The organism is Tetzosporium hominis, assembly GCF_002265435.1.
GTDB classification, from domain to species: domain Bacteria; phylum Bacillota; class Bacilli; order Bacillales_A; family Planococcaceae; genus Chryseomicrobium; species Chryseomicrobium hominis.
Window position 1 is genome coordinate 89,208 of sequence record NZ_NOKQ01000196.1, and the last position, 12,477, is coordinate 101,684.

General features: G+C 42.2%; 11 protein-coding genes. 6 read left to right on the forward strand and 5 right to left on the reverse strand.

The features are described 5' to 3' along the window. Positions 1-301: 301 nt before the first annotated feature. From CF394_RS06180 to CF394_RS06200, 5 genes are all read left to right on the forward strand, one after another. Positions 302-1,333 (forward strand): tripartite tricarboxylate transporter substrate binding protein, encoded by a 1,032-nt coding sequence (locus CF394_RS06180; protein ID WP_094942552.1) that lies wholly within the window; start codon positions 302-304, stop codon positions 1,331-1,333. A 55-nt stretch (positions 1,334-1,388) separates the two neighbouring features. After that, on the forward strand, positions 1,389-1,844 hold the full coding sequence (locus CF394_RS06185; protein WP_094942360.1) for a tripartite tricarboxylate transporter TctB family protein: 456 nt from the start codon (positions 1,389-1,391) through the stop codon (positions 1,842-1,844). Positions 1,845-1,858: 14 nt separating this feature from the next. After that, complete coding sequence (locus CF394_RS06190) at positions 1,859-3,385, forward strand: tripartite tricarboxylate transporter permease (protein WP_094942361.1); 1,527 nt, start codon at positions 1,859-1,861, stop codon at positions 3,383-3,385. A 119-nt stretch (positions 3,386-3,504) separates the two neighbouring features. Next, positions 3,505-3,945, forward strand: a complete 441-nt coding sequence (locus CF394_RS06195) for a hypothetical protein (RefSeq protein WP_094942362.1) — start codon at positions 3,505-3,507, stop codon at positions 3,943-3,945. A gap of 60 nt (positions 3,946-4,005) precedes the next feature. After that, entirely contained in the window at positions 4,006-5,586 is a 1,581-nt protein-coding gene (locus CF394_RS06200; protein WP_279327648.1) for a sensor domain-containing phosphodiesterase, read from the forward strand. Between the two features lie 18 nt (positions 5,587-5,604). Here CF394_RS06200 and CF394_RS06205 read toward each other — a convergent pair whose 3' ends face one another. Then, the gene (locus CF394_RS06205; RefSeq protein WP_094942364.1) at positions 5,605-7,458 is read right to left on the reverse strand and encodes an NlpC/P60 family protein; all 1,854 of its coding nucleotides are present in this window, start codon (positions 7,456-7,458) and stop codon (positions 5,605-5,607) included. A gap of 183 nt (positions 7,459-7,641) precedes the next feature. Between CF394_RS06205 and CF394_RS06210 the strand changes: the two genes are divergently transcribed. Then, positions 7,642-8,703 (forward strand): LCP family protein, encoded by a 1,062-nt coding sequence (locus tag CF394_RS06210; RefSeq protein WP_094942365.1) that lies wholly within the window; start codon positions 7,642-7,644, stop codon positions 8,701-8,703. A gap of 59 nt (positions 8,704-8,762) precedes the next feature. Here CF394_RS06210 and CF394_RS06215 read toward each other — a convergent pair whose 3' ends face one another. The 4 genes from CF394_RS06215 to CF394_RS06230 all read right to left on the reverse strand — a co-directional run bounded on the left by CF394_RS06215 (position 8,763) and on the right by CF394_RS06230 (position 12,475). Beyond that, the gene (locus CF394_RS06215) at positions 8,763-8,984 is read right to left on the reverse strand and encodes a hypothetical protein (protein WP_094942366.1); all 222 of its coding nucleotides are present in this window, start codon (positions 8,982-8,984) and stop codon (positions 8,763-8,765) included. Beyond that, entirely contained in the window at positions 8,953-9,768 is an 816-nt protein-coding gene (locus tag CF394_RS06220; protein ID WP_094942367.1) for a hypothetical protein, read from the reverse strand. The genes CF394_RS06215 and CF394_RS06220 overlap by 32 nt, the downstream gene beginning before the upstream one ends. Positions 9,769-9,783: 15 nt before the next feature. Further along, positions 9,784-11,172, reverse strand: a complete 1,389-nt coding sequence (locus CF394_RS06225) for an MBOAT family O-acyltransferase (protein WP_094942368.1) — start codon at positions 11,170-11,172, stop codon at positions 9,784-9,786. Positions 11,173-11,236: 64 nt separating this feature from the next. After that, positions 11,237-12,475 carry an MFS transporter gene (locus tag CF394_RS06230; RefSeq protein ID WP_094942369.1) on the reverse strand — a complete coding sequence of 413 codons (1,239 nt, stop codon included), beginning with the start codon at positions 12,473-12,475 and terminating at the stop codon, positions 11,237-11,239. Between the last annotated feature and the right edge of the window lie 2 nt (positions 12,476-12,477).

Here is a 12,477-nt window from a genome sequence, read left to right on the forward strand (position 1 = left end):
TGACTTATACTAAAATTTCAGGCCTGAAATTTACTATAAAGAGTGTAGGGGTGACTCCAGCGGGATTATAAGCGGAAGCTGAGACCGAGGCTCAGCCCGCGCCCGCGGAACGCATCCCCTACACGTAAGATTACAAAGACAAGCAGTTTCTCAAAAATTGAGAAACTGTTTTTTCATGAACACAATTGAACAAAATGCACAAAACGAAAAAAATGGAGAGTATGTTTCAAATATATTCAATTTTCTAAAAATCATTTACTCTTACCTAAAGCAAATGAAAGCGCTTTACAAAAAGGGGGAAATGACAATGAAACTTGGAAAAAAACTTGCAACACTAGCGGCGAGTGCCGCACTACTTGTCAGCTTAGCAGCCTGTTCAAATGGGGAGAACGCAGCTTCTGGTAAAGAACCAGCTGACTATCCTAAGAATAATTTAACAATTGTTGCGCCTTCTGGTGCAGGTGGCGGATGGGATTTAACTGCTCGTGCCATCAGTAAAGTCATGAACGAAACGAAACTGATCGATAAAGCCATCACAGTTGAAAACCAACCGGGTGGCGGAGGTGCCGTCTTCATGGCAACATATGCTACAAAAGAAGCGGAAAACGACCACATGTTAATGGTGAAATCACCACCTATTTTAATCAACAACTTAAAAGCTGAAGGAAACAGCCCTTATGGCTATAAAGATACAACACCACTAGCTCAGTTAACTAAAGATTTCGGAGCCATCGTTGTAAAGGAAGATTCACCTTACGAGACATTGACGGACCTACTCGATGCTATTAAAGAAGATCCAACATCCATCACTTTAGCAGGTGGTTCTGCTCCAGGTTCTATGGACCACTTACTAACCATCTTACCCGCCTATGAATATGGCATTGATCCAAAATCTGCAAAGTATGTTTCTTATGATGGTGGCGGCGAAGCGATGGCAGCCCTACTTGGATCGAATGCAGATGCTATTGGGACAGACGTATCAACTGTCACTTCATATGTGAAGAGCGGTGACGTTCGCGTCCTAGCTGTCACATCTCCTGAAAAATTGGATCTTGAAGGACTTGAAGATGTTCCAACACTTTATGACTTAGGAATTGATGCAGAATTCACAATCTGGCGTGGTTTGTTCGGACCGAAGAACATGTCGGAAACCGCTAAAGCCTATTGGGAAGAAAAACTGGATGAAATGGTGAAAAGCGAAGAATGGAAAGCCGAGCTTGAGCGCAACGGCTGGGCTGATGAATACCGTGCTGGAGAAGACTTCACTGCTTTCTTAGAAGAACAAGAACAAGTCATCACTGAAATTTTAACAGCATTAGATATGCAGAAATAAGACACGGTGCGGGCATGAAAATGCTCGCACCCGTCATTTATGGAGGTATTACGCTATGACGCTACGTTTTGACCGAATAGCAAGCATCGTATTTTTTATCATCGGTGTTCTGTTCTTTACAGAAGCCCTTAAAATCTCGGACAGTGCTTACGGGTCTTCAGTTGGACCAAAAATCTTCCCTATGGGATTGGGTGCTTCACTCATAGTTTTAAGTGCACTACTTATAGTTCAAAGTTTTAAAGCAAAATCTGTCAAAACAACTGGAGACGAATCTGACTCTCCTCAATACAAACGTTTCTTGATCATTTTAGGGGCAGCCATTGGCTACGTCCTTTTATTAGAACCGCTTGGCTATGTAATCACAACTTTTGTCTTTTTAGTTATTGCATTTCAAACGTTGGAGCGAGGAAAATGGCTCCCCTCTTTACTAATAGCAGCGGCTTTTTCAGGAATCATATATTACGGCTATGTAAACATTTTAGGTGGATCTTTACCAGGATTCCCGATTTAGGACGGTGAAACAAGATGGGAACAATTGATTACTTACTCAATGGATTTTTAGTTGCTTTTCAGTGGCACAATATTCTTTTTGCACTTCTCGGTGTAATAATCGGAACAGCTGTTGGCGTCCTCCCTGGTATTGGACCGATGAGTGGCGTTGCACTACTCATTCCTATCACAGCTACTCTAACATCTGGTCTACCAGTTGAAATGGCAGCTACAAGCTCGATCATTCTGCTTGCAGGTGTGTACTACGGAGCAATGTATGGAGGATCTACTACATCTATCTTACTAAATACACCAGGTGAATCGTCTTCTGTTGTGACTACATTAGATGGGTATCAGATGGCTCGCCAGGGACGTGCTGGAGCTGCCCTTGCCATTGCCGCAATCGGCTCATTTGTTGCCGGTATCGTGTCTTTAATTGGCTTAGTCCTTCTAGCGCAACCCCTTTCAAAAATTGCCATCGACTTTGGTCCAGCTGATTACTTTTCACTGATGCTTTTGGGTTTGGCGGCTGTAAGTGGGCTCGCTGGAAAATCTGTGACGAAAGCTTTGATTATGACGGTGGTCGGTTTAATGCTTGGAACGATTGGAATCGATGCAGTCTCTGGAATCGCTCGTTTTACATATGACTCCCCTATCCTATTTAGTGGAATTGAATTTTTAACTATTGCAGTAGGACTCTTTGCACTTGGTGAAGTATTCAAGACGATCTTTGAAAAAGAGACTCACGATGAACCTGTAGCTAAGATCACGCGAATTCTCCCAACAAAATCAGACTTGAAACAAAGTGCGGGACCAATCGGACGTTCTTCAATTTTAGGATTTTTCCTTGGTGTTCTCCCTGGCGCAGGAGCGACGCTCGCTTCCTTCTTCTCATATATTTCCGAGAAGAAATTAAGTAAGGATCCTGACTCGTTTGGTAAAGGAAATATCGCTGGAGTTGCCGGTCCAGAATCAGCCAACAATGCCGCTTCTGGCGGGGCCATGATTCCTCTCTTGACACTAGGGATTCCGGGTTCAGGTACAACAGCCATCTTGATGGGTGCATTCATTATGTACAACATTCAGCCAGGCCCATTGTTATTTGAAGAACACCCTCAAGTCGCTTGGGGCTTGATTGCAAGTATGTTCCTAGGGAACTTGATGCTATTGATCTTGAACATGCCGATGGTGCGAATTTTCGCGAAAATCATCGAAACACCGAAAAAGTACCTGTTACCTTTAATCATTGCGATTTCTGTATTCGGTGTCTATGCCGTACAGTACACTACGTTTGACCTGCTGCTACTTATTGGCTGTGGTGTCTTTGGTTACTTACTGGCGAAACATGATTATCCGCTAGCTCCATTAGTGCTTGCATTAGTACTAGGACCAATGATTGAAAACAATATGCGCCGTGCTTTGACAATTTCAAATGGAGATTTTAGTATTTTCATTACAAATCCGTTATCTTTAACTTTCTTGATTGTTACGTTGCTTTGGTTGGTAGTCCCTTTAGTTCTTCGTATGCGAGGAAAAAATGTAATTATTAGCGAAGAAGCTTAAAAGTTATCCAGTCACATTTTGTGGCTGGTTTTTTTTACATTTGTTTGAAAAAAGCTCATGCTTGTAATTCGTGAATATGGTATCTTTATGATACAAATAATAATCGAAGGAGGGGCAAAATGGGGCAAACGATTGCCGTATTGCATATTGATCGGTCCAAAAAGCTACTCAGTCCTCTCCTAGATCGATCTGCACTATTTTCACACCTAACAGAAGATGAAGAATCTATCATTTGGGATAAAAGTAACACATCAGATTTCACTCCCTTTCAACTTGTTGTTAACCAAGGGCTATATGAAATTGTGATGGGGACTACACCAAGTGGAAACCATTTTGCCGTGTTTACAGCACACGAGGAAAAAGCTCTTCGTTCTTTGTTTGAGATTGAATCTACAATGCGAAACCAACAGATGAAATTATTCGAGCTCGCGAAATCAAGAACAATCACTAAAGAATCGTTAAAAGAAACAATAGAGAGTGCTTGTGAAACCATCGCTCAATTAATTCAAGTGGAGCGAGTTGGTATTTGGTTATTCAATACATCTCAATCGATTCTTTAAGCACAAAATATTTACGATGCACGTTATGCGGAACATCTAGTCGGAGACAAAGTCGATGACATCCACTACCCTACTTATTTTGAAGCGGTTCAAAGTGCGCGGTCATTAGCTATTCATGATGTAGCGACGGATCCTAGAGTTGCCGAGATGTACCCATCTTACTTTGAAGGGATGGGGGGCATACGTTCTATGCTAGATGCACCCATCATGATGAGTTCTGGAATTGGCGGCGTTCTTTGCTGTGAATCGTTTACAAAACGAGTGTGGACCGAGCTTGATCAGACATTAGTCGGGACATTAGCAGATATGGTGGCGTTTTTGTATGAACGCATCTATCGAATAGAAGCAGAGGACCGTATTAAAGAGCTTGCTTTCGTAGATCAGATTACGGGGCTTCCCAATCAAAATGCTTTCCTCGAAACTGTTTCGAATCGCCTTTCCCTGACCCAGCATGGAACATTCATTTATCTTATCATCGATCAATTTGCCACCATTCAAGAAGTCCTCGGATTTGATGGAGGTGAAGAGGTGTTACGCGAGATTGCAAAACGCCTCGACAGACTATTTACTGAGCCAAACTGCGTGGCACGTCTAGCAATGGATCATTTTATTCTGTACCTGGAATTACCAGAACGCGCGCTATACGAAGATAAACTAATGGAAATCAAAAAGCCCCTTGTTATCAAGGGTCAAGAAGTTTACGTCAGCTACAGCTTTGGTCGTGCTGATTATCCAGTGCATGGTGAAACTACACAACACTGTTTGCAGAGCGCCCAAATTGCACTCAGTCACGGCAAGAAAATGGGGTCGCAAAGTATCAGCTCCATTTTCAATCCCTTTATGAAAGAGCAGACAAAGGACATCTTACACACCGAGTTCAACTTACGTAAAGGGCTCGATATGAATGAGTTTAGCCTGTATTACCAACCACAAGTGAACAGTTCTACAGGAGAAGTAGAAGGTTTTGAGGCATTGATTTGTTGGCGTCATCCTGAAAAAGGGATCATTCCCCCAATCGAGTTTATTCAGCATGCGGAATCAACTGGGCTCATCCTTCCTATCGGAGAATGGGTCATCGAGCAAGCCTTTCAGCAATTAGAAACTTGGTCTCTACAAGGAATAAGTGGATGTACGATATCTATTAATATCTCTCCTCGGCATTTCTTGCATGAAAAACTTGTTCCTTTTTTAAAGAAATGTTTACGAACTTATGAAGTTGCGCCTCAGCAGTTTGTTATTGAAATTACAGAAAATGTGGCCATGGGCGACTATTTAGCAGCTCAAAAACGGATTGGTGAGCTTCACGAACTTGGATTCAAAATTAGTGTGGATGATTTTGGAACTGGATTTTCTGCTTTCATCTACTTGCAGCATTTGGCTATAGACGAAGTCAAAATAGACCGTCAGTTTATATTAGATATCGAGTCAAATCGAAAGAGCTTAGGAATCGTGAAGACCATCGTGGATTTGGCAAGTCTTTTAGACCTTCGAGTAGTCGTAGAAGGCGTCGAAACCGAAACGCAATTACAGCTACTCCAAACGATAGGGTGCGAGACGATTCAAGGCTATTATTATGCAAAACCATTGCCTACAGAAGAAATTAAGCATTGGCTCCATACAAGAAGCCCTCACAGCAAATGATGTGAGGGCTTTAGTATATTATTGGATATAGCGTCTTGCAGAATGGTAGTTGCGATCATACGCTCCGTTATCGTAACGCTCAATCCTTACGGAGCTACTAGCGTTTGGAGCATGAAGCATCATACCGCTTCCTAAATAAAGTCCCACATGATAGACCTTTCCTGCCCCTGAATTACCAGCAAAGAACACAAAGTCCCCTGCTCTCAGATTTGATTTAGAGATCCAGGTACCTTTCGTTGCTTGATAGAACGAGTCACGTGGAATCAAGACACCATGCGTGCGCATAATAGCATACAGGATACCGGAGCAGTCAAATCCATAAGCAGACGTTCCAGACCAGATATAACGTAGTCCTAAAAAGCGTTTTGCTTCGTTAATAACTGTTGTTGCAGAAGGCTTAGGAACCGATGCATAATTTTTATGGACTTTGACATCTGTCTTGGCAACCCGCATTTTTTTATCATTTGGCGCTGCTACAATCCAGTTGTTCGTTTCTTCTCCTACAACAGGAAGAATCGTCGAATAACTGATTTCTACAGTATTTTTGTTTGTCCCTGCATCTTTCAACCAAGTTGTCTTGGCATGCACAATGGCAATTCGGCAATCGCTGTAATCGTAATAGGATTTCACAATTTGAGAAGCAGGAACCCATCCTGGATATCCCGCTGCGTTATAAGGAACCCACTGATCTTTTGTGGCCACTTTATACCAATCGCCATTCACAGCAGAAACCGTAACAGTGTCTCCGTAAAGTGCCTGAGTATCTGTATAGTTCACAAGCCACCAACTCTGATTTTCAGTCAAAGAAGCAGACCATCTCCGCAAGTCCGTTGGATTCGTAGAGGCTGGTGCATCAACCGGCCTAGACTGGTACGGTTTTTTCCAGAAGTTCGCTGCCTGGACTCCAATTTTCCGATGTGGAATGGACATTTTCTTTTCACACACTTCTGGCTTTGGTGGCGGAGGTGGTGGCAAAGGTTCTGCTTTCACTCGGAACAGGGGTTCCATCGTCCGTGCAATAAACAAAAGAACATGCTCATGAGTCGTCGCAACTTTAGGTCGATATGTATGATCTGGGTACCCGACCGTAATTTCATTAGCGACCATACTTTGAACAGCGTCATAGTAGTATGCTTTTGTAGATACATCACTAAACACCGTACCTGCTGTCCCATTTAAATTAAATGTCAATGTAATGACCCGTGCCATGTCTGCACGATTTAATTCCTTATTTGGACGAAATGTTCCATCTGGATAGCCACTAATAATTCCACGCTTATGAAATTCAACAATCATCCAATAATTTTCGTCATCGACAGAGATATCCGAAAATAGGGATGTTTCTGCTTGAATGGCAGCAATCGTTTCTTGTGAAACCGTTTGTTGTTCTTGTGGTTCAGCCACTATGTCTTCTTCAACACTTTGTTCTTCGGTACCGTCAGAGATTTCGCTAGTCTCTTCTGATTCTCCTACAGTTTCTTCAGATGCTGTTTCATCTTGCTCTACAGCTTCTTCTGTAGACTGCTCTTCCTGAGGAACCGACTCTTCTTCAGTAGAGGCTTCTTCCCCAACTTCTCCTGGTACCTCTTCCGAGACTTCTTCCGAGACCTCTTCTTCGGTCGATGGAGCTTCCTGAGTAGAAACAACAGGTTTCTCTAATTTAAGTGCTCGTGCTAGATAGATCACCGCGTCCATACGAGTAATGGCCTGTTTCCAATCACGATTCATTTCACTATCAAGTACAACTCCCTGTTCCCATAGAAATGACCATTCTTCAGTATGAGCTGTAGGTGCAGCAGCCTGAGTGGGTTCGAGTGGACTAAACAAGGTAATGAATAAAACCATAACAATTCCAATTTTAAACGCTTTCATTCAAGACTCCCCTCCAACGATTCATTCCCTTCATTATACTTGGAAATTATACAAATGTTTCAATATTTAAAAATTTAATAAAAAAACATAGGAAAATGAGATTCTATTCTGTTCATCAGTACACCTGAGTAGTATAATTGATGATTGTATCCCAATAAATTTTATATAAAGAGGGAATGTCCTATGCAGCGCTCCGAACTTCGGAAAACTAAAAAATCAAAAAAACGCAAAATCCTATATAGTATCCTAATTATTTTGGGATCCTTTCTAATACTATCTGCCACGTATGCAGTGTATCTTGGCAAAAAAGCTGAAATCGCTGCTAATCAAAGCTTTGAGCAACTGGAAAATCGAGAGTCTGGGTCAGATCTTCGTGAAGAAGATGTAGAACCGCTTGAGGACAATGTTTCCATCTTGCTAATCGGTATTGACGACAGTGAGAAACGTGATTTTGGAGATGGCAATAGCCGTTCCGACTCCTTAATGGTCGCAACTCTAAATAATAAAGATAAATCAGTGAAGTTAGTCAGCATTCCACGTGATACTTATACGTACATTCCAGAAGTGGGATATAACGATAAAATCACACATGCTCATGCTTATGGCGGAACTGTTGCCGCAATTGAATCTGTAGAAAATTTACTTGATATCCCCATTGATTACTATGTTCGTATGAACTTTGAAGCGTTCATAGATGTAGTAGATGCCTTAGATGGCGTGGTCGTGGATGTTCCTTATGACCACTTAGAATTGGATGAAAATGACGAGTATACGATTCAATTAGAAGAAGGACGTCAGCTGTTAGATGGCCGAGAAGCTCTAGCTCTTGCCCGTACTCGTAAACTCGATAATGACATTGAGCGTGGTAAACGACAACAAAAGATTCTGGAATCCCTGATTCGACGTGCTGCATCTGTTCAATCCTTTGGGAAGTACGGAGATGTAATCGAAGCACTTGGAAACAATATCCGGACAGACCTTACATTCGATGATATGATGTCTTTTTTAAAGTATCTCAACAACGGCACACCTGATATCGAGACGATCTCTATCGCTGGATACGATGACATGTCAACTGGAACTTACTATTGGCAATTAGATGAGGCCGAATTAGAGACTACTAAAGAAATGCTCAAAAGTCACTTAGAGCTCCCGGGTTATACCTATACGCGACCAAGCGAGACTGAAGATTTAAATGGAGATGGAATACCTGATTCCGAAGCTGAAACTGAAGAGCAACCATAAAAAAATCGCTCCCTTTTGATTTAGGGAGCGATTTTTTGTATGGCTTCGAAGCGCAAGATTTAATTAGTTCCTCGTGAGGTCTCTTTCAAAAGCACTTCTCCAAAGTCCCCTTCAACTTCACCTGTACTTATCGTGTGCGCGATTTTAGCACCGATTTTCGGATAAAAATGATGTCCATCAAAATAATTGGACAAATCGTTTGTCACCGAATTCGGATACATGAAGTGATATACGGTGTCAGATGCACTTTCAATATCTGGCAAGCCACCGTTTGTAATCATCAAAGTTGCCTTCTTCAATCAACGCTTCGTAAAGAGGCGTTGAAATAGGTGTCGTGAAAACAATCAATTCCGCATTGGGATATGCCTCTTGAATAGCTAGCAATTCCTCTTTCAAACGTGGATCGTATTTATAGTGCTCACCGTAAAATTCGGTGCGGAACTTCTGGATTTTTGCTTTAGTCTCTTTTTCAATAGTGGCTTGTTCAAATACTTTCGCCTCTGCAATATTTTCGCGATTATACTGGCGTAACGCTTTTCTAGCATTTTCTTTCGACCACTCATAATTGCGTTTAGAATAATCCAAAACGTCAAGTGAAATCAAGTTTTTCCAGCGGTAAAAAGGCTCTTCAGCGGTTTGGATATAAGGAGCTAGATCCACCGCATTCTCACTTTGATAGATACTGCTTTTAAAGAAGTCGACACCTAAAATAATCCGCTCAAACGGTCTGTCATTTTGCTGCTGCGCAAATTCAATCATTGGACGATACTCTAGGAAGGATAAATCGCTTGCTGAGAAGTTGTATACTTTCATATCTTTAAACTGATCCGCCGGTACATAGGTCGTTCTACTACTCCCAATTAACAGCGTGTCGTAATCAGGTTTTCCAAAATAGAGTTCATTCACTTTTTGTTGGCGTTCATCTATAACGGCTTGCACGTCATTATAGGCATGTTTATGAGAAAAACTCCAAAGTGGATCAATCCAGTAAGAAAAGGAACCAATGACGAGTAGTGGAACCAGCGCCATGATCATGAAGATGCCTATAAAAAATCGGTAATTCATGAAACCTCTCCTTTTCTAGAAATTGAAATATAAGAACTCCGACACTTGTTGGAGCTTTAGTGCTACGTACAAGAACATTCCTCCAGCAAGTAGTGCATATGCCGGATTCGGCTTTAGGTCTTGCATCCATGCAAATGAGTTTTTAACAAAGAATGCAAGAACTGCTGCTCCAAGTGTATAGATCGCTAGCTCAGATGGTTGAGCTGAAAAGACGGCCAGTGGTTCAGTGATTGCCGAAATATCCGCCATCTTATTCAATACAATGAGAGCATCTTCAACGGTTAACGCCCGGAAGAACACCCAAGTCGCATTGACAAACTGGAATGTGATGAACCAAGCAATAAGCATCGGAAGTCTAAACCCTTTTTGAGACCAAAACCGGTGCACTATCATTGCGAGTCCGTGTAATGTGCCCCAGATCACAAATGTCCAACCCGCGCCGTGCCAGATTCCACTGACAAAAAAAATAATGAAGATATTGACATAGGTTCTAGGAATCGATTTCCGACTTCCCCCTAACGGTATATACAAGTAGGCAGTTAAGAATCGCGACAAAGTGATATGCCAACGTCTCCAGAAATCTTGGATGGAGACAGCCTTATAGGGTGAATTGAAATTAATCGGTAACGCGATATTAAATAGCAAAGCTAGTCCAATTGCCATGTCACTATACCCACTAAAGTCGAAGTACAACTGGAATGTGTACGCAAGAGATGTCATCCAAGCTTCAGATGTGGTCAGTGCATCGACATTTGCATACCCCTCATTAGCCCATACCGCAAAGGTGTCCGCAATGGCCACTTTCTTAAATAAGCCGAGGGAGAAAATGAACAACCCTTTTGCGATGTTCTCTGCATGCATACGCTTTTTGCTGGAGTCCGCAAATTGTCCCATTACCTCACTGTGGTGGACGATCGGGCCCGCAATCAACTGAGGAAAGAAAGAAATGAACACCGCATAGTTGATAAACCGGTTGTCTTCAACCTTTCCTTTATAGATATCGACGAGATAAGCAATTTGTTGGAATGTATAAAAGCTTATAGCTAGCGGCAGTAAGAGGTGCAACAGTTGAAAGTTTGTTCCTACAAGAGCATTCAAATTTTCTATAAAGAAATCCGTGTATTTAAAATAGCCAAGTAAGCCTACATTAAATAGGATTCCTAAGACTAATAAAAGCTTGCGATGACGCGTCCCTTTCATCATCCCCGTTCCTACCGAATAGTTAACGAGAATAGAAGAAACTAAGAGGCCAAGGTACGCTGGATTCCACCATGCATAGAAAAACAAAGATGCTGCTAAAAGCAGCAGCATCCCTCCAGTTGGGTGAATTTTAGTTAATGCAAAATAAAGAATAAAGACGATTGGTAAAAAAACAAATATAAATTCAAACGAATTGAATAACATGGACGTGCCTCCGAGCAGTTAAATTCACTTTCTCTATCATACACCATCTAGTGGCATACGGGAATCATCGCTTCTGTTTATAAATCCAAAGTGCTGGCACAAGAAGCAATGCTAGACACATTCCGACAAGACCTAAATCTCCGTAACTGAATAAGCCTACTACGATTCCTGAGGTCAAACTTCCTAATGTACCTGAGATAGCGACCAACACATCCAATGTTCCTTGGTAACGAGCTCTTACACTTAAACTTGTAGAATCAATCAGTAAAGAGGTTCCTGCAATCAACCCGAAGTTCCACCCTATTCCGAGGAGTACGAGAGGAATGATCATCTCTACAAGATTGTCACCTGAGGCTTGAAGTGTCATCAGACCTGCAGTACCTAAGGTCACACTCGAGGCGAGGATCATAGGAATTCGTCCTACACGGTCAACAACGACTCCTGTAACTAGAGATGGAAGATACATAGCAGCAACATGAAGACTTATGACAAGTCCGACTGCCTTTAATGCCGCTCCATGTCCTTCCATGTGAATAGGCGTCATCGTCATAATGGCAACCATTACGAACTGTGTAACAACCAGTACCGCTCCTGCTAAATAGACTCCAGCCATAGAAGTCCGTTCTTCGATTGCATCTTTCACGACATGTGTCGCAGCAGAAAGTTCTTGAGCAACTAAAAAAGGATCTGGTCGCAAGCCTATAAACAATACTACGCCCGCTAGTATGTATGCAACTGCAGCAAGTATAAACGGACCTGTCAGCGCAGGGAGCCCAATTGCTAAAGCCACTTGTCCCATCGGTTCAACGAGATTTGGCCCCGCTACCGCTCCTACAGTAGTAGCTACTAAAGCAGTACTAACCGCTTTCCCTCGTTGATTTGGTTTGGCAAGATCTGTGCCCGCGTAACGGGCTTGAAGATTTGTCGCCGTCCCTGCTCCATATACAAAGAGCGCTGCAAAGAATAAAGGTACCCACTCCATTGTAGTTCCGATAATCACTCCAATGGCGCCAACTCCACCAAGCAAAAAGCCACTTCCCAGTCCAATTCGTCTACCGATTTTTTGTGTCAGACGACCGATTGTAAATGCTGTTGCAGCTGAACCTAAAGTAAATAAGGCAGCTGGTAAACCAGTAAGTGCCGTCAAACCGAATAAATCACGAGCAATTAAAGCTCCTACTGTTATTCCTGCGGCAAGCCCTGCCCCACCAAAGAATTGAGAAAATACAACAATCCAAAGGGTTCGCTTGTAGAGTGTTTGACGCTTTTCTTCATTGAGCTGCTGATTGTCACTGAAATGCATAA

Excerpts from the sequence above, each read along its gene's own strand:
- CF394_RS06215 (WP_094942366.1), bottom strand. The coding sequence starts at position 8,984 with ATGATTACAAACGGTGGCTTGCCAGATATTGAAAGTGCATCTGACACC.
- CF394_RS06180 (WP_094942552.1), top strand. The coding sequence starts at position 302 with ATGACAATGAAACTTGGAAAAAAACTTGCAACACTAGCGGCGAGTGCC.
- CF394_RS06205 (WP_094942364.1), bottom strand. The coding sequence starts at position 7,458 with ATGAAAGCGTTTAAAATTGGAATTGTTATGGTTTTATTCATTACCTTG.
- CF394_RS06210 (WP_094942365.1), top strand. The coding sequence starts at position 7,642 with ATGCAGCGCTCCGAACTTCGGAAAACTAAAAAATCAAAAAAACGCAAA.
- CF394_RS06185 (WP_094942360.1), top strand. The coding sequence starts at position 1,389 with ATGACGCTACGTTTTGACCGAATAGCAAGCATCGTATTTTTTATCATC.
- CF394_RS06225 (WP_094942368.1), bottom strand. The coding sequence starts at position 11,172 with ATGTTATTCAATTCGTTTGAATTTATATTTGTTTTTTTACCAATCGTC.
- CF394_RS06190 (WP_094942361.1), top strand. The coding sequence starts at position 1,859 with ATGGGAACAATTGATTACTTACTCAATGGATTTTTAGTTGCTTTTCAG.
- CF394_RS06230 (WP_094942369.1), bottom strand. The coding sequence starts at position 12,475 with ATGCATTTCAGTGACAATCAGCAGCTCAATGAAGAAAAGCGTCAAACA.
- CF394_RS06195 (WP_094942362.1), top strand. The coding sequence starts at position 3,505 with ATGGGGCAAACGATTGCCGTATTGCATATTGATCGGTCCAAAAAGCTA.
- CF394_RS06220 (WP_094942367.1), bottom strand. The coding sequence starts at position 9,768 with ATGAATTACCGATTTTTTATAGGCATCTTCATGATCATGGCGCTGGTT.